General features: G+C 61.5%; 16 protein-coding genes. 4 read left to right on the forward strand and 12 right to left on the reverse strand.

Annotation, left to right across the window (positions count from 1 at the left end):
• Positions 1-17: 17 nt before the first annotated feature.
• Positions 18-647: a hypothetical protein gene (locus P0D87_RS12325; RefSeq protein WP_149029248.1), complete on the forward strand. Its 630-nt coding sequence runs from the start codon at positions 18-20 to the stop codon at positions 645-647.
• A gap of 159 nt (positions 648-806) precedes the next feature.
• Here the strand turns inward: P0D87_RS12325 and P0D87_RS12330 are convergent, their stop codons facing one another.
• From P0D87_RS12330 to P0D87_RS12350, 5 genes are all read right to left on the reverse strand, one after another.
• The gene (locus tag P0D87_RS12330) at positions 807-3,158 is read right to left on the reverse strand and encodes a serine hydrolase (RefSeq protein ID WP_082367191.1); all 2,352 of its coding nucleotides are present in this window, start codon (positions 3,156-3,158) and stop codon (positions 807-809) included.
• The gene (locus P0D87_RS12335; RefSeq protein ID WP_053860403.1) at positions 3,155-4,420 is read right to left on the reverse strand and encodes a putative glycoside hydrolase; all 1,266 of its coding nucleotides are present in this window, start codon (positions 4,418-4,420) and stop codon (positions 3,155-3,157) included. The genes P0D87_RS12330 and P0D87_RS12335 overlap by 4 nt, the downstream gene beginning before the upstream one ends.
• Before the next feature lie 2 nt (positions 4,421-4,422).
• Positions 4,423-5,262, reverse strand: a complete 840-nt coding sequence (locus P0D87_RS12340) for a polysaccharide deacetylase family protein (protein ID WP_408636837.1) — start codon at positions 5,260-5,262, stop codon at positions 4,423-4,425.
• 27 nt (positions 5,263-5,289) lie between these two features.
• Positions 5,290-5,556: a hypothetical protein gene (locus P0D87_RS12345; protein WP_149029249.1), complete on the reverse strand. Its 267-nt coding sequence runs from the start codon at positions 5,554-5,556 to the stop codon at positions 5,290-5,292.
• A 971-nt stretch (positions 5,557-6,527) separates the two neighbouring features.
• Positions 6,528-7,001: a hypothetical protein gene (locus P0D87_RS12350; protein WP_053860406.1), complete on the reverse strand. Its 474-nt coding sequence runs from the start codon at positions 6,999-7,001 to the stop codon at positions 6,528-6,530.
• Positions 7,002-7,253: 252 nt separating this feature from the next.
• Here P0D87_RS12350 and P0D87_RS12355 point away from each other — a divergent pair, with 252 nt between their 5' ends.
• Positions 7,254-7,730 (forward strand): CreA family protein, encoded by a 477-nt coding sequence (locus P0D87_RS12355; protein ID WP_053860407.1) that lies wholly within the window; start codon positions 7,254-7,256, stop codon positions 7,728-7,730.
• A gap of 36 nt (positions 7,731-7,766) precedes the next feature.
• Here the strand turns inward: P0D87_RS12355 and P0D87_RS12360 are convergent, their stop codons facing one another.
• The 4 genes from P0D87_RS12360 to P0D87_RS12375 all read right to left on the reverse strand — a co-directional run bounded on the left by P0D87_RS12360 (position 7,767) and on the right by P0D87_RS12375 (position 11,679).
• Positions 7,767-7,949, reverse strand: a complete 183-nt coding sequence (locus P0D87_RS12360) for a hypothetical protein (protein WP_321175831.1) — start codon at positions 7,947-7,949, stop codon at positions 7,767-7,769.
• 634 nt (positions 7,950-8,583) lie between these two features.
• Positions 8,584-9,546, reverse strand: coding sequence for a universal stress protein (locus P0D87_RS12365; RefSeq protein WP_053860410.1), 963 nt, complete (start codon positions 9,544-9,546; stop codon positions 8,584-8,586).
• 97 nt (positions 9,547-9,643) lie between these two features.
• On the reverse strand, positions 9,644-11,020 hold the full coding sequence (locus P0D87_RS12370; protein WP_053860411.1) for an ATP-binding protein: 1,377 nt from the start codon (positions 11,018-11,020) through the stop codon (positions 9,644-9,646).
• Positions 11,017-11,679 (reverse strand): response regulator, encoded by a 663-nt coding sequence (locus P0D87_RS12375; RefSeq protein ID WP_053860412.1) that lies wholly within the window; start codon positions 11,677-11,679, stop codon positions 11,017-11,019. Before P0D87_RS12375 ends, P0D87_RS12370 begins: the two co-directional genes overlap by 4 nt.
• A 213-nt stretch (positions 11,680-11,892) precedes the next feature.
• Between P0D87_RS12375 and P0D87_RS12380 the strand changes: the two genes are divergently transcribed.
• Together P0D87_RS12380 and P0D87_RS12385 are read left to right on the forward strand one after the other, a co-directional pair.
• Complete coding sequence (locus tag P0D87_RS12380; RefSeq protein ID WP_053860413.1) at positions 11,893-12,177, forward strand: PepSY domain-containing protein; 285 nt, start codon at positions 11,893-11,895, stop codon at positions 12,175-12,177.
• Between the two features lie 5 nt (positions 12,178-12,182).
• The gene (locus P0D87_RS12385; RefSeq protein WP_321175832.1) at positions 12,183-12,725 is read left to right on the forward strand and encodes a cytochrome b/b6 domain-containing protein; all 543 of its coding nucleotides are present in this window, start codon (positions 12,183-12,185) and stop codon (positions 12,723-12,725) included.
• A gap of 98 nt (positions 12,726-12,823) precedes the next feature.
• On the opposite strand, the gene P0D87_RS12390 is transcribed toward P0D87_RS12385, so the two are convergent.
• From P0D87_RS12390 to P0D87_RS12400, 3 genes are all read right to left on the reverse strand, one after another.
• Entirely contained in the window at positions 12,824-13,459 is a 636-nt protein-coding gene (locus tag P0D87_RS12390; RefSeq protein WP_408481771.1) for a hypothetical protein, read from the reverse strand.
• A gap of 16 nt (positions 13,460-13,475) precedes the next feature.
• The gene (locus P0D87_RS12395) at positions 13,476-15,938 is read right to left on the reverse strand and encodes a cation-translocating P-type ATPase (RefSeq protein WP_321175895.1); all 2,463 of its coding nucleotides are present in this window, start codon (positions 15,936-15,938) and stop codon (positions 13,476-13,478) included.
• 698 nt (positions 15,939-16,636) lie between these two features.
• Positions 16,637-17,467, reverse strand: a complete 831-nt coding sequence (locus P0D87_RS12400) for an undecaprenyl-diphosphate phosphatase (protein WP_053860416.1) — start codon at positions 17,465-17,467, stop codon at positions 16,637-16,639.
• Between the last annotated feature and the right edge of the window lie 12 nt (positions 17,468-17,479).

The following is a 17,479-nucleotide window of genomic DNA, read 5'->3' on the forward strand; positions in this document are numbered from 1 at the left end:
CCGCGTTGGAGGAATCTATGCGTCAACAGATACTGGCGTTGCTCTTCACCTACGCAGCGACGCTGTCCTATGGCGACGACGGCCATCGGGGTAACGATTCATTACCCGACAGAGGGCTGCGGCACTTTCAGGTAGTCGATGCGCTGGGTCATCGCGTAGGGCGGCTAACAACGCTGGGCGGGACCGACGGCGTACTGCTCGACAGCGGTGGAGTGCCGATCTTCGCGGCGATCGAGCGCAAGAACGACAGCAACGGAACGTCTGCAACTGATTTCCAATGGTCCGCGCCTTCGGTCCTCTCATACCCGACTGCGGGATGTAGCGGTCCGCCCTCGGTTCGCTATGACGCCACCACCTACCGCCAACAGGCAGCGCGACCGACGATGGCCGTCAGAACCGGGCAGGACGTGACGGTTTATATCGCTGCAGCAGGCTACTCGTCTGTATTGAGGAACGTCTCGGCCTCTTCTGCGGCTCACGGTTGCGAGAGTCTTGCTGGCGCGCCCCGAAGCACGTGTGGCGACGGGTGCGTCTGGCCGCCGTCCCACGCGTACGCCTTGCCGTATGCCTCGCAGGCATGGCCGCTTGCAGGAATCTATGAACTGACACAGCGTTTTCCGGAACCACTGCGAATCAGTGACAGATGAGCGTTGCCGAATCGAATGGTATAGACGGCAGTTAGTCAGGTGCGTGCGTCTGACGTTATCGTCGCTGGCGGGACATAGACGCCGCCAATTGCAGGTTTAGCCGCCGCTGCCTGCCTGTCTGCTCTTGTGCGCGGCAAGAGGAGAGGGTGCTGAGCTTGATCAATATCGCAGGTACCTGTCGCGCAACGGCGCAAACGCCTTGCTCTCACCGGCCGCGAGCGCTTCGAGCTGATCGAGTCCGGCGCCGTGACTCAGCGCCTGCCAGACAGCGCTGGAGCCAATCGCATCGCGGGTCGCGGCGACATCGAAATACTTCGGGTACAGCGCTAGCAGCGTTACTGCGAGCGCGAGACCGACACGGCCAACAGGCGCCGCCGTCGCTGGTTCGCGCAGAATCTGCACGCCGTGACACAAGCGGCCGCGCCAGGTGGACTCGGTTGGCACGAAGTCGACCGCCACGAAGCGAACCCCGGTATCGAGCGCGTTCAATGCAGCCGCGAACTTTGTGCCATCGATCCATGGCGCGCCGGCAAGTTCGAACGGCGCGGGCGTGCCGCGACCGACGCTAACGTTGGCGCCCTCGATCATAGCGACCTCCGGGTAGAGCTCCAGTTGCGCCGGTGTCCGTATGTTCGGCGATAGGGGCACCCAGCCCAGGCCCGTGTCGGCAAAGCGCATCGAACGACGATAACCCGTCATCGAAATCACGTGCAGATCGGCGCCGATATTTCGTTCATGGTTGAAGAGCGTCGCGAGTTCGCCGACTGTCATGCCTGGCTGAAGCGGCAGCGAGAAGTAACCGGTGAACGATTCGCGACCGGGGTCAAGCACAGGTCCGCCGAAACGGTCAGCGCCGAGCGCGTCAGGGCGATCGAGCACAAAAAGAGGAATGCCACGAGACGCTGCTGCTTCGAGCGCGTAGCCGAGCGTCGTTTCATAGGTAAAGAAGCGCGCCCCCGCATCCTGGATGTCGAAAACAAGTGCGTCCAGGTCGTCGAGCGAGCCGGGCGGGAAGCGCCGTGTGCCGCTGTAGAGGCTGTGCACGGCGAGCCCGGTCGCCACGTCACGTGAATCGCCGACCCGGTCGTCGACATCGCTGTTCAAACCGTGCTCCGGCGAAAACAGCGCAACGAGATCGACGCCGGGGGCGTGTGCAAGTACGTCGACAGTACGGGTTCCCGTTGCATCGAAACCTGTTCGATTGGTAACGAGACCGATACGCCGACCGCTCAACGGCGCGAACCGCTGGTCCTCGAGCACGTCGAGGCCGCTCCTGACGAGTCCCGTGGCCCTCGGCAAGCGGCTGACCGAGGCCAACACGGCCGTGGCCGATGGCAGCGCGGCGCCGACATCGGCAACGGTGAGCGATGGCGTACCACTCGCAAGTGCGGCCACGATCTGGGCACGCAGCGGCCGTGCATCGCCACCATCGTCCGCGTGGACCCGATTCGTCAGAATCACGATGAACCGGCGAGTAATGAAGTCGATCCAGATGCCGGTGCCCGTATAGCCGGTGTGTTCGATCAGGCCGACCGGGGGCAGCCGGGCGCGGTTCGCCGCCAACGGGCTCCCGAGCTGCCAGCCCAGGCTTCGCCAGGGCTGCGTGGCCAAGGGGGAGGCGGGGACTGCCAGAGCTTCGATGCTGGAGGGTAAAAGGACGCGGGTCGCCGGCCTTGCCGCGCTGAAACCGCCGTTAAGCAGCATCCGCGCGAAGCGGCCCAGGTCGTCGGCAGTGGAAAAGAGCCCGGCATTTCCCGCAACGCCTTGCATCCACATCGCCAAAGGGTCGTGGACCTTTCCGCGGCGCCCCGCCGTCGTGGCGGCGCTGCGCGCGACATGTTGCGCGTCGGGCAGGAAACCGGTATCTCGCATGCCGAGCGGACCAAAGATATGCGTGCGGCAATATTCGTCGAGAGGTTCGCCCGTTACCCGCTCGACCAGCTCGCCCAGCGCGGCAAAATTGAGGTCGCTATAAATCACGCGTTCGCCCGGCATTGCATACAAACGCTGCTGCGCGATCTCGCTCAGAACACCTGCACGCCCCGGCCGCGCCGGCCGTGCGTTCAGATCGGCCTGAAGCCCGGATGTGTGCGCGAGCAACTGGCGCACGGTCACCTGCTCCTTACCGTTGGCGGCGAACTCTGGCCAGTAGCGGATTACAGGCGCGTCCAGATCGAGGTGGCCGACTTCGACCTGCTGCATGACCGCGGTCGTCGTCGCGATCACCTTCGTCACCGAAGCGAGATCGAACACGGTGTCGACGGTCATCGCTTCCCCATGCGGTGAGCTCATGCGCTGGCCGAACGCCTCGCGATACTGCACCTCGTCTGCGCTGCCTGCGAGCACCACTGCGCCAGGCAGGCGGCCGGCTTCGATCTGTCCGGCAACAATGCGCTCGAGTTCAACCCGCGCCGATGCGCCGAGCGGACCCGCCCGCGCGAACGACGGCACATACATGAGTATTGCGGTAAGTGCCACCGGCAAGACGGTGCGAGCGAGGCCGGTTTTCATCGCGGCAAGTCCGCCGGATCGTAGCGATTGCGCGGATTCCACAGCATCCATCCGTCGCTGCCGGCGGCATCGGCGGCGGCGGTCTGGGCGCGGATCTGTGCAGCGTCGAATTCGCGGTGATCGAATGCATAGTCGCGAAACGCCTGCAACCAGGGGCGAAACCGCACGCTCGGCAGACGCGTTCGTTCGACCGCCTCTGCCAGCGAACGCCGCACGATCTGCCCCGGGTCCGAGACTGGATTCGTGCACCCGGGCAAGCCCCATGTAAAGCCGGACGGATACAGCATCGGCGAGATATAGTCGAGCGGGGCGCCCAGCAGTTCGAGCTGTTGGCCGATGGCGGTGTCGTCCAGATTCCAGCAGACGTACCCGAAGATATCGGCTGAGACGAACACGTTATAGGGCGCAAGGCGTGTACGGGCGGCCTGCAGGAACCCTACGATCGCGGCTGTGCGGTTGGCTCGCGTGTTTGCTTGCGAGAAGCGCAGGCCGCCGGCGTCGGGAAAGCGCACATAGTCGAACTGGATTTCATCGAAGCCCACTTTTGCCGCCTCTTCGGCGACGTCGAGGTTGTGTTGCCACACATCATGAGAGAACGGGTCCATCCATTGAAGGTGCTCGCGGTCGCGCCAGGGGTTGCCATTCCCGTCGCGCACGATCCAGTCGGGATGAGCGTCGGCGAGCGGATCATCCTTGAACACCACGATGCGCGCGATCAGATAAAGATGGCGGCTATGCAGATTGGCAAGCAGCGCGGGGAAATCCCGTTCAATTGGCCCCTTGGTTTTCAACTTCGCGGACGCCCCGACTGCATCGCGCGCAGCGCTCGCATAGGGCGTGAAACCGCGGTCGCCCTTGACGTCAATGACGAGGGCATTGATCGCTGTTGTTCGCGTCAACGCGAGCGCTTCTTCCCGCAATGTGGCGCTCGTTACACCGTACACCGACAGGTACACGGCCTTGGGGCGAAACGGCGTAAGCTTGAGCGTGACAGGCGTATCGCCGCTCGTGCCGGCGCGCGCACGCAGATAGCCGGGCGCTCGCGCGGCAATCTGCGCGTGGTTTCCAGTCGGATGCTCGAACTCGAATCGTCCATTCGCGTCGGTCTGCTGTACGCCGGCAGAACTTGTTACGATGGCCTGCGGAATCGGCCTTCCTGTGACTTCGTCGATTACGACGCCCGTTGCCGCACTGCTCCGCATGCTGAACAACAGGACGGCGAGCGTGACGGCGATGCTACGTGAGAATGAAAGAAGAGTCATGGTCAGTTGCCTGCGGAATTCGCGTTGCGCCGCGGCGCCGGTTCGCCGAGCAGGGCGGCGAGCCCTGCGACCCCGTATGAGTCGACAATCAAAAAACGCGGCAGCGCGAGCCTGCGCGCACGCCGGTCGACGCTGCGGGCTTCCAGTGAGAATGCAGCGACATAACGGTGTTGCGCAGCTAGCGCCATCAACTCGTCGTCGCAAATCCCGAACGGCCAGGCGAGCAGGTCCACCTTTGTACCGACTTCGGTATCGATGCGCTGTCGCGACACGTCGAGCTGCGTGCCCACAAAGCTCTGGAAATCCGCGGGCGTCCGATGACGCCGTTCGTTGTTGAAGTTGGGGTGCCAGTAGGTGTGCGACTGAACGTCGAACAGGCCGGTCCGATTCAGTGTGCGCAACTGTGTCCAGGTCAAGGCGTACGACGCGTTCGAGATCGCGGACGGATAGACGAACAGCGTGACCGGCAGATGCTCGCGCTGCGCAATGGGCAGCAGTTGTTCGTAAACGGAGCGGTGGCCGTCGTCGACCGTCAGCACGACGGACCGTGGCGGCAGCTTTGCAGCTGGATCGATTAGCCAGTTCACGACGTCTCTAAGCGGCACGAACCGATAACCGCGCTCTTTCAGGAATCGCAACTGCGCCTCGAACGTCGAGACGCGCACTGTCATCGAGTCGTTTGCCGCCGCGGCGAAGCGGTGGTAGACCAGGATCGGCACCTGTGGAGCGGGCGCTTGCGCGCCGGCGCCGAGGGGGAACGCCAGCAGGCAGAATGTGACTGATATGACGCGCCGGCATCGGTTCAGAAGATTATCGACGAGATTGATGTCCTGTCGCGACATGGTGTGTTCGATCTTCCGTGTAACGAGCTAGCGGTTGATCTGGCGGCCGTTGGTCACACGGGACGCATTTGCGCAGCTGAGGGCATCCAGTTTCGCGAGCAGCGCAAACGGACGATCGGCTGTCGCAGCCGTCGCCGTCGTTTGAGAGGCCACCCACTGTATGTGGGCTCGCCAGTAGGCCATCTGGAAAACAGGAAGGGAGGAAAGCTGTGCTTCCTGTTCCAGGACATGATTAAGCTGCCCGATCATCGGGACGATATGGGTGAGGTCGCGATCAGCGTGATTGATTGGCACGATGTGATTAGCCGGTCCTGATATATGGAAGGTGGTAGCGCGGCGGTCCGATGTAAAGGACGCTCAATCACTGCGCTGTATATCCGCACGATGCGGCGATTCAATGTCTTCTGTTTAGTCAGCATAGGGGCATCTCCAAGTCGGCGATTGATTCCGATCAATTCCGCGCGTAGCCACCGCCTGCGTTTCGATGCCCGGGACAGGTCCTGCAGGTTGGCTTGAGTCGGCCTTCCGACGACACAGGCGCGATCCGATCACCTGCATCGGTGGTCCAGACACTGATCCAGCTCGACCTGGACCGCGAACGAGGTATGTTGGCGTCGAGGTCGATGGCAGCCGCGTGACTTTCTCCAGTATGAGTGCCAGCCGCAAACGCACGTAAGAAAATTCCTACCGCGCAACCTTGACGACTACAACCGATTCAAGCGCCGCTGATTTAATTTCAATGGCCGTGCTCTCAATAATGTACTCAACAGGATGGCTGACGACGTTCAGCCAACGTTTGAGATCGACCGAGGAGGACGAGATGAATTGCGATAACTTTTCCCTCAGAGCGCTTGTCGACAAATGGCTCGCGCCGACGCGGTCGGTTCCGGCCCGCATCACCCAGGTTGGGCGTTTAGGTTGTACCGGGGTGCGCTACGTCCGTCTGGAAGGTCAGGTATCGCAGAGGCCATTGAGTATTGTGTTCTTCCGACATAGTGTCGGCGCATGGGACGTCTTTCCGCCGGTACCGCCGTCGGCTGCGATGGGGACGCGACTATTTGCTAGCTGATGTTCAGCAGTGCTCGCATCGCCGGCAACCATTCGACTTAACCAGACGATGCTTGAATGATTGCAAAGGCACACTTCGCCCGTATGGATGGTAGATTAAGGTCAAGCACGAGACGGCGCGAGCATCGAAGATAAGAGGATCCGGCCGCGATGGGATTGCATCGGATTGCCACTTCATTTTCACGCTCCATATGTCGTCAGGGACGGCCCATAGACGAACAGCTTTTGCAGGTCCGTGGCGCGCCATGCGTCTCCGCGTCGTCCCAGTAAAAGCGCAGCTCATTCGCGCCGCGCGAGGGCACCACGATCTTTCTGGTTTGTGCAACGTGATTCGCTTTGGCTTCAATCCGGTAAGCGCCGGCAGGCAGTGCTACAAAGAGGAAAGGGCCTTCGGTGCGGACGGCTAACACCTTCCGGCCGGATGTCGACGTGATGGTGACGTCGACATCGGACAGATAGCTGCCTGCCTTCGACGCGAGTGTCATGCGAACGTTGTACCGGTTCGCGGCGGAGCGGAACGCCGCCACTTCATCTTCGCCCACACCGCCGGTTATAAACGAAACTCCGTTCTGGAACGAGGGCTGCGCAACAGATTGCGCTAGCGCATCGACCTGCACGCTGACAGATAGGAGGAAAGCAAGCAGGAGCGAGGAGCGGACAGCGCTGAACATGACAGGCCTCATATCGAATGATTGGGGGATTCGCGCGACGAACGCCGTTTGGTAACGCGCTTCCGTACGACGTGGCCGCCGCCAAACGAGTCGTGCTGACGACATTGCTGTCTGCAGAATGAGGCTCGGACCACTCATGGGCGTTGACTTGTGTCAAGCGGCTGACTTTCCATTGGCATAGCCTGAAATCAGCTAATCACCGCGGCGCAGTGCGAGCAAAGATGCGGCGATGGAGAACCAGGAGGGTGGACAATGAAACAACGGGTTCGAAGACGACTGAGCGTCGCGGGCGCGCTGTTGATCTTTTTGCCGCCCGCTGCGCTGGCAGATGAACTCACATCAATCGAGACCCACAGCCAGCGTTATGGAAACCACATCGCTATTTCCGCCTACAGCGATCCTCTTGTGAAAGGTGTGACCTGCTATGTCGCGGAATCGCATTCGGATGATGCTTTTGGAGGCGGACGGATGTCGCACGCCGCGGACCTGACGGCGTCGTGTCATCAGACAGGCGAGCTCGAGCTTGCGGCCGTAATTCCGGCCCAAGCAAAAGTGTTCGCGGCCCAACAGAACCCGATTTTTGACTCCCTCCACATCTTTCGGATAGTCGACCGTGAGCGACACGCACTAGTGTACTTTAGCTACTCGGAAGACGAGGCTGCGGGAGACTTGCCGGGCCGCCTGTATGTGATCCGGTTACCGGGGAATCTCCGGATGCCGAGGAAATAGTGCTTTCACGGCGGGACTTTATGGTGAACCCTCGTGTCACATCAGCGCGGGCCACTCGCCGTTCTTCAGTTGATCGATATCTGGCGGTGGAACCTCACCATTTCGCCGCGTTACAAGCGCCGTGCCGGTGCCAGGCAATGTCGCCGGCACAGCCGCCGTCCGGTAACGAAACGCTTCGTCGATGCCCGCGTGTTTCAAGGCCCCGATCAGCGCCGCCACACGCGTGAAAGTGCGCGGGATCCGCTTAGCCGGGACGAACGGCACCTAAGCCGCAATGGCAATTTGCCCATTCGGGTGTAACCGGAAATCGAACTGAGGGGTTGTCGACACGCAGAGATGAATTGCGAATCACCGCTCCTCACTCGTGTCAGCCGGTAGTCAAGGTCTTTCCGACACCCATCACTATCGATATCAGCAAAGCACTGTGAGCCCGCTGGCATCTGCATCGCACCCAATGAAACGCGAAGATCGTTTGTTGGTCGGCGAGCGCAAGCCTCAGGCTGCGCCTGTCGCCTTCCGTCAACCATTGTGTAATGGCGGACGACAGCGTTGCTTCCGTCTCTTCGGGCATAACTATCGCCGCGACGCCGGCCGTTTAAGGTACGCGCGAGCAATCTCAACGGTATCTCGTTTCGAGGCGGGTCTCACAACAGGTTGCGGTTAAGCCAAGTTGCCATGTGCGGCTGTCGTCACCGTAAACCCTTTGGCTGAAGGTTTGCTTAAGGCGCTGCACGTGGTTGTGCTGCCGCTGTCATACGCGTCCAGGCGTGTGCTAACCATCGTATCTGCCGTCCAAAAAGAGCGGAGTTGCCTCTTCTCGGTTTTCCCGGCAGGTCGCCAGATCGTTATTGCGCTACTTTGCGCTGCGTTGGCCGCGCGACGGCGCCAGAAGCAACGGCGTGCGAGCGAGGCGAGCGGTGCGGGCTGCGACGCTGCCGAGGAACCAGCGCGCGACACCGCGCCGTCCATGTGTGCCGACGACCAGCAGGTCCGCATGCCAGCGTTCGGCGTCGCGCACGATCGTGTGCGGCACGTCGTCGCTGACCGGTTCTGTTTTGACGAGCGCGGTCTCGGCGTGGTTGGACAGTTCCGCGAACGCGCTCGCGGCTGCGGCGAGCGCCGCGTGCCCCTCTTCGATAAACGCCTCCTGCAGAACGTGGATCGGCACGAAATCGGTCAGACGCACGGCGCGGTCGACCACGTAGATGGCGCGAAGGCGAGAGTCGGGCCGGGCGAGCCGCAACCCGAAATGCAATGCCTCCAGCGACGCCATGCTGCCGTCGAGCGCAAACAGAATCCGTTGCGGAGACGGTCCGATATCCGCTTCGTAGCCGGCGGGCACGACGAGGATCGAACAAGGTGCTTGCGTAGTGACGAACTCGGATACCGTTCCTTCGATCCAGCGCAGCATGCCGCGATGCTGGCGCGCCCCCATGACGAGCAGGTCCGCGTGCCATTCGGTAGCGGCATCGATCAGCGCGTTGGCTGTATAACCGCCTTGCCTCGAGATCTCGATGACGTCCGATTCGATGTCGATGCCAGCATCAGCAAATACAATTCGTGCTCGCGCCACGGCATTGGCCGCATCGCGTGCGAGTTCGGTACGCGCGAGTTGCAGTTGCGCATCCGTCATGGAACCGAGCGGCAAGAGGGTGCGAGGACTCTCAGCGACGCTGACAACGCGAATCCGGGCGCTGGCCACTGACATGTGACACACGTATTCGACCGCCCGCGCAGACTGCGGGGAACCGTCCACAGCGACGAGGATTCGTCTGATTTCGTATGGTGCGTTGCCGTGCGTCTGAGTCGGGCTCATGATCGTGTCTCCGTTCGAGCGTAACGTGCGCCTGCCGGCGTCGATGGACTCATTGTGAACGTGCCGCACCTGCCTCGGTTGACGTATGTCAAGCCAACTATGGCAGGTTATGGCGCGAACTAGGTGGGAGCCGGATTTCGACGCCTAACCCCCGGCCGTCAATTCCCGTCGTATAAGTCAGCTTCCCGCCGAGACGGTCCACGATTCGCGCGACGATCGACAGTCCCAATCCGGTTCCGCTCTGACGCGCATCTGCAGCGCGAAAGAATCGGTCGCTCAGACGCATCCGGTCTTGCTCCGTCACGCCCCGGCCGTTATCTCGCACGAGCAGCAGCGTGGCCTCTGGCGTCTGACGGGTGACGATTTCGACGCGACCGCCTGCTTCTGCATATTTGATGGCGTTGTCCACCAGATTGTCGAGCATGATGCGCACGAATGCAGGCGGCGCTTCTATCGTCACATACGCGTCTCCGGCCACGCTTAACTCAAGGCCTTTGGCCAAAGCATCGGCCCCGCGCGCAGCGATGCATTCGCGTGCCACTGTGTCGAGTTGCACGTCTATGGCTGCGGCAGGAATGCGTTCATCAAGTCTCGCAAGCAACAGAAGCTGTTCCGCCAGGTGCGTGCTTCTGTCCACGGCCTCGACGACCCGCTGCATCGCGAGGCGCTGTTTTGCAGGGTCGCGGGTAGTAAGCGCGACCTGCGCCTGAACCTTGATAGCGGCGAGCGGGGACTTCAGTTCGTGGGCGGCGTCTGCGGTAAAGGCCCGCTCGCGATCGAGCGACGCGTGAAGCCGCGACAGCAGGACATTCAGTGCGTCGACGAGCGGAGAGACTTCGGCCGGTGTGCCTTGCAGGTCTATCGTTTCCAGATTGTCTACGTTCCTCGCAGCGATTGCTCGGGAGAGAATTTTCAGCGGCGCAAGGCTACTGCCTATCGCCGCCCAGATGACGAGGGCGAGAACCGGTAGCGCGAATGCGAGCGGTCTGGCGATGCGCCTGGCGACGCCAGCGCCCAGATCCGCCCGGCTATCGTTGCGTTCGAAGACGCGCACGCTGCGATCATGGAGCGCATCGCGAAGCTGGTGGATGTTCCATTCCGGCACGCCCGCCGTTGCGCTATTTGCGGCGTCCTTGCCTGGCGCCGACGGCGCAGCCGTAGGTGGCAACCCGGGCAACCCAGGGCTCGCAGCGAGCAGCTGGCCGTTAAGGTCGCGCACTTCGTAAAGCAGGCGGCGCGACACGTCATCGTCGCCGTCGTCGTCGGAAACGTGCGAGGTTTCGTTCACGAGCGCCACCAGATCGTTCACGTCTACGAGCGCCAGCGTGCGAGCCGCTTGCTCGATTCGCGCGTCGTCCCATTCACCGGCCTCATGAATAGCCTGGCGGTAACTCGAGATGAGCGCTAAGGCCCACACAAGCGCGACGCTGACGAGCACGAGCAGCGTCAGGCGCTGACGAATCGAGGTTGTCACGATGCCTTCTCCATCACATAGCCGACACCTCTGATCGTCTTGATGATTCCGGGTCCGAGCTTTTTGCGCAGGTTCGAAATGTGTACTTCGACGGCATTGCTCTCGACTTCTTCCTGCCAGCCATAAAGGTTTTCCTCGATGCGGGCGCGCGAGAGCGGGGTGCCCTGATGGGTCAGCAACTCGATCAATACGGCGCATTCGCGGGAGGTCAACGGCTGACGCAAACCGCCTTGTGTGACGGTGAACGTCGACGGGTCCACGATCAGATCCCGATACTGGATCGTCTCGGTGCTGCGCCCATGCGCGCGACGCAAAAGCGCCCGGCAACGCGCAATCAGTTCGCTCAGGTCAAACGGCTTGCCCAGGTAGTCGTCCGCCCCGGCGGTTAGACCGCCTACCCGGTCCGCAACAGTGTCCCTTGCCGTCATGACGAGAACCGGCGTATCGTCGCGACGGCCTCGCAGCCAATCGAGCAGCTCCGTTCCGGACAGTTTGGGCAGACCGAGATCGAGCACGACCAGTTCGTACTCCGTTGTACTCAATGCGAGCATCGCCTCGCGACCATCGTGCGCCCAGTCGACCGTCAACCCTGCGTCACGCAGTCCTTCTTCGACACCGCTTGCAATTAATTCGTCGTCTTCTACCAGCAACACACGCATCTCAGTGAACTCCCGAAGGCATGGGGTGGCCAATCATGTCTCCCGCACGCGGGTCCATTTGATCATCAGTTTGGACTACTAGTCTAGTCGGGCGAAACTCACACGCACAAAGCTTATTTCCTTAAGATTCCCTTCAGGGTGGCGTCGCAGCATGCGGCCTGTAAGTCGGGACAACCTACCGATTTACAAGCCAACCGACTAATGGAGTCTCAAATGCAAAAGATCAATGTTCGCCTCTGCGCGGCAGTCGCCGTTGCCGCAATCGCACTGCCGTTGTCCGCGCAAGCCACCGGGTCATGTACCACTGAGCCGAAAGCGAAATGGATGCAGGACAAGGACATTTCGAAACAATTGGAGAAGCAGGGCTACCAGGTCAAGCGGGTCAAGACTGAAGGCAATTGCTATGAGGTCTACGCGCTCGACAAGTCAGGCAATCGCCGCGAGATGGTCGTCAATCCGGTGAACGGCAAGCTTGTGAGCGAGGAGGTCAACGAATGAGTCGCATGAACGCACGCACAGACGAGGCGTCCAGCTTCACGCCAGTGTGGGACCTGTTTGTCCGCGTTTTCCATTGGAGCGTTGCCGTCACATTCGGCGCAGCATATGCGTCGAGCGACGACGGGGGCACTGTCCATCACATCCTCGGGTATGCGGTCCTTGCGCTGGTGGCATTGCGCATCGCGTGGGGTTTCGTGGGGAGTTACCATGCCCGCTTTGCCAACTTCGTGCCCGGTCCGCGCAGGTTCGCCCAATATACGAGGGCGATGTTGGCCGGCCGCGAGCGGCGCTACCTCGGTCACAACCCCGCGGGCGGAGCGATGATCATTGCTCTTCTCGTTCTGCTCACCGCGACGGGCGCGACCGGATGGCTGCTTACGACGAATGCATTCTGGGGTTCGGAGGCGGTCGAAGCACTCCATGAAGCGTGCGCCAACGCAGTACTCGTATGCGTTGCACTTCACGTCGTCGGCGTTCTGCTCGCGAGCTGGCGCCATCGGGAAAATCTGGTCGGTGCGATGCTGACCGGCCGCAAGCGCAATGATTGATGAGCTCGCCGGCCGATACCGTCGTGTCAGCCGGCGCATCGCAGCGCGGAATGTCTTCGGATAGAACATGCCTGTCGCGCGCGATCCTGTTGCGTCAGTCAGGTACGGGCGTTTTGAGCCGGTGTGCCACGCTTGAAACGGAGCTTGTGCTCATTAATTGCGAAACTCCAGTCGATTCGCATCAACGCGAAAACGAGACATAGCAAAGCCAGTTGGGTGGCAATGAAATAGGCGCCCAGATACCCTCCCTCGAGATCGAATTCGGGGTCGAGGTACGAGTGTGCGACCTGCGCAAAATGTGTCCAGACTGCATAGCTCGCGAGGCGTCCGCAGAAGAACGGCACGCCGATGAGCCACAGTCTCAGACCGGTCAGCCCATAGGCGATGAACAGATAGTTCGACGGGAACGGACTGAAAGCGTAGAGCAGCAGCGCCCCGGCAGTCACCGCCTTCTTTCTTTCCAGCCATACCTTTATCACGTCGATGTTTTGCCGGTCCGCTTCACGCATCAGATGGCCGCGAACGAGCCATGTCGAGCATCGCGCAAGAATCAGACGTCCTGTTGTGGCGGCGGACGCAGCCACTATGGCAAGTACGAAAGGGTCCGCGTCCGGCCGATTGAATCCTATCCACGACATTGCCATCCACGTTGGTGGGGCGAAGGCCGGAATGACGTTGAGCAGCAGAATGGCTACGAACAGTGCCGCCATTGTGATCACGAGAACGTCTCCCATTTTTGCATCTGCACTGTCAATTGTTTAGCAACGCGACCAGTCCAAACAGCTGCGCCAGGGGGGGCACTGTCATCAGAAGCAGAAGTGCAGCCCCCGTTGCGCACAGAACAATCAGGAGGTAGCGATTCCGCTCAGGCGAATTGGCGCGGCCTTCCGCACCCGGCAACGCACGGATTACAAAGATCAAAGCGACATTGCCTGCTACGAGCGAAACGAACGCAACTGTGCGGGCAAAGGGCAACGGGTAGCCATGGGTCAGCAGCCAACCGTAAAAGCCCAGCAACATCATGGCGCCCACCGCACCTGCGGTCGCTCCTTTGACAAGTGTCCAGTTCGACAGGAGCCTTGCGCCAATGGGGCGTGGCGGCAAGCGCATCAGGTCCGCGCGTTCGGGCTCGTTCTCAAACACGACCGAGCAGACCGGGTTGATGATCAGTTCCAGAAAGATGATATGAACGGGTGCAAGCAGCGGCGGCCAGCCGACGAAAACCGGAATCATGACCGCGGCGATCATCGGGATGTGAACGGCGACTGTGTAGCTGATTGCCTGCACGAGATTGGCGTAGATGCGTCTTCCGAGCCGGATCGCCGACACGATCGGAGCGAAGTCGTCGCGCAGCAGGACCAGCGATGCGACCTCGCGCGCAACTTCGGCGCCGCGCAGCCCCATCGCAATGCCGATATGCGCCGCCTTCAGCGCGGGCGCATCGTTCACACCGTCGCCCGTCATCGCGACCACGTGGCCGCTTTCGCGGAAAGCGTTGACTAGCTGCAGCTTCTGCTCCGGTTTGACGCGCGCGAATGTGTTGACGCGCTGAATGGCATCGCGAAGCTGTGCATCGTCCATCGAGGCCACTTCCTGGCCCGTCACGATCCGTGCGCTGTCGATGCCGACTTCGGTCGCAATAGCCCGCGCCGTCGACGGATAGTCTCCGGTGATCATCACCACGCGGATGCCGGCTGCCTGGCATTGCGCAATAGCACCTGCGACTTCCGGGCGGACCGGATCGAGCAGACCGACCAGCCCCACGAAAGAGAACGCGAAGTCATGCTGCGTTTGCGGCCAGTCGGGACGTGAGTGCCGTGCTTTGGCCACCCCCAGCACGCGTAGCCCGCCCGACGCCATCTGCGCGGCGTGATCGAGGACAGTCCGCGTTTCATGCTCGCTCAGGCGACATAAATCGCAGACTGCCTCGGGGGCCCCTTTGCAGGCCACGGCGTGATGGTCGAGCTCCGGCGAATGCCAGGCATGGGACATAGCCGGCAACTCGGGTGTCAGCGCGTACTCGTGCACGAGCGACCATTCCGGGTGGATGCGCCCCGTGCCGGCGAGCCCAACCCGGCCTGTTTCGTGAAACGCGCGCTCCATTGGGTCGACCGGCTCGATTTCGCTTGCAAGCACCAGACATTCGATGAGTTCGTGATACGCCTCATCAATGCGCTGCATGTCCGGCTCGATGACTTGCCGCTTTCCCTGTGCAAAGAGCATGCGCACGGACATACGGTTTTGCGTCAGTGTGCCGGTTTTGTCGACGCACAGCACGGACGTCTGCCCGAGGGTTTCTATCGCACTCATGCGGCGCGTCAGCACGCCCTCGTTAGCAATGCGGCGGGCTCCCAGTGCCATGAACACGGTGAGGATCACGGGAATTTCTTCGGGAAGAATGCCCATGGCCAGGGTGATCCCGGCGAGCACCCCTGGAAGCCATTCGCCCGAGCGCCAACGATAAGCCATGACGAGCAGCAGGCACAATGCGACGGCAGCCACCGCAACGCGGTTGACGAATGTTCTGGTCTCCAGTTGCAACGGTGAGCGCGCTTCCGTTATGCCGCTCAATGACTTGCCAATGCGGCCGAGCATCGTATTCTGCCCGGTGGCCGTCACTATCATCTGTCCCTGGCCCTGCACCACCATTGATCCGAAATAGAGCTGCCCGGAAGACTGCTGTTCCGCAGATGCATCGAAGCTTGCGACGGACTTGTTCACCGAAACCGACTCGCCCGTCATGAGCGATTCGTCTACGCTCAGTTCGTGAGCTTCGGTCACCGTCCCGTCGGCCGGGACACGAGCACCTTCGTCGACGAAAACTACGTCGCCTGGCACCAGTTCACCGGCGGAAACGAGTTGCCGCCGACCGTCACGGAGTACCTGCGCACGCGGCGCCGACAGTTCGCGAAGAGAGTCGAGTACCCGAGCAGTACGATGGCTCTGAAAAACGGTCAGCAACACAATCGCGCCGACAAACGCGAGAAGCGCCAGCGCCTCCGACACATCGCCCAGCACAAAGTAGATGCCGGTCGCGCCGAGGAGCAGAAGAAACATCGGCTCGCTTAGTACTTCCTTGAGCGTCTGCCACCACGTGCGGCGCGCTTTTGAGTCCACGAGGTTACGGCCGAAACGGGCGCGCTGCTCTTCCACTTGCGCGTTCGACAATCCACGCCGGGTATCGACGCGCCCGACGGGCGATGCGTGTTCCATATCGGCAGAGACAACATCTGGGGCGGACTCAACGCGAATAGTCTGCATGCTGGTGTCAATTCCATTAAGCATGTCGTGCAAGGCGACGACCTGTGGCCATACAGGCCACCGCAACTCCGATTCTCTGTAGCCGGGACAAGAATGCTCAATCCGCTGCGAAACGGTGCGGCGTAACCCGCGACCTATTTTCAGAATGACTCCGGCCGGACACGCGGGGGTTGACCTGCGTCAACCAGTTGGATGCGGGGCGACGCAGCTTGCAGTCCGTGACCGGTTGTTGCGACGTTGCGCCATTCCACGCAACAGACGCTGCCAGCGAGGATGAGTGCATACAGCATGGCGTATCCGGTGTGAAGCGGAACACGACGGCCTATGAAAAATGCCTCAATGCGATCGGCAGCCAGCGAGCTGGTCCTACCCGTACCCGGCGACGAGAGGGACAATGGGGTGCTGACCGTGTCCGCTCACGGAGCAACGCGCCATCCGGCCTGCAAGTATGTCAGCTAAACGGGTCCCCGACTTTGCTGGGCCGGGTTCAGTGAGCTTTGACAAAAACTGGCGGTCCGCGGGCCCGTAAACTACTCCGGGCGGATTGCGACGTGCGCCGGCTGAGGCTGTTATCCCGGCAACCAGACACTGTACCCGTGACAACTCTCGATGCCCTGGTTTCGCAGCGCCTCAGACGGCATCGACCCATTTCAGGCCGGTTGTGGATACAGCGCGAACCAGCCGAGGAACACGATGCCCGCGATCACGCAGTAGACGCCGAACGAAGCAAGGCGTCCGCGGCCTTCGAAATAGCGCATCAGGAAGCGCACGCTGAGATATGCGGCGATCGCGGTCAGCCCCCCGCCCAGCAGCGCGTCCGCGAGTTGGCCGGGCGCGTGGAAGAGCTTCGGCAATTCAAGCAAACCGGCCGCGAAAATGATCGGCGTGCCCAGCAGGAACGAAAACTCGGCGGCCTTCTCCGTCGTCAGGCCCGCCGCACTGCCGGCGATCATGGTCAGGCCGCTGCGCGAGAAACCGGGAATCAGCGCACCGATCTGCGCCAGGCCGACGAGAAAGGCTTGGCGAAACGTCAGCTTCTCCGGCGCCTGATGTCCACGCGTACGCTGCAGGCGATCGCCGAGCCACAACAGCACGCCGTTCACGATTAGCGCCAGCGCAACGATGCGCAGATCGTGAAAGATCCGCTCGAGCCGCTTTTCCAGCAGCAGGCCGACGAGTCCCGCCGGAATCGTGCCGATGATGAGCGCCCACATCATGTGCGCGTCGTCGTTGCGGCGTCCGCCGAATGACGCGAAGAAGCCGCGCACCAGCGCGCACCAGCGCTCGCGGAAATACCACAGCAGCGCGAACGCGGTGCCTAGATGGAGCGCGACGAGAAACGGCAGCAATTGCGGCGCATGTTTGTCAACGTGCATGCCAAACAGCGCGGGCACGAGCAATGTATGGCCGAGACTGCTCACCGGAAAAAGTTCGGTGACGCCCTGCAAAACGCTTAAAAAGATGAGGAACGACAGGTTCAAGGGCGGTCCTTG

The organism is Paraburkholderia sp. RL17-368-BIF-A (assembly GCF_046054045.1).
In the GTDB taxonomy this organism is placed as follows: Bacteria; Pseudomonadota; Gammaproteobacteria; order Burkholderiales; family Burkholderiaceae; genus Paraburkholderia; species Paraburkholderia graminis.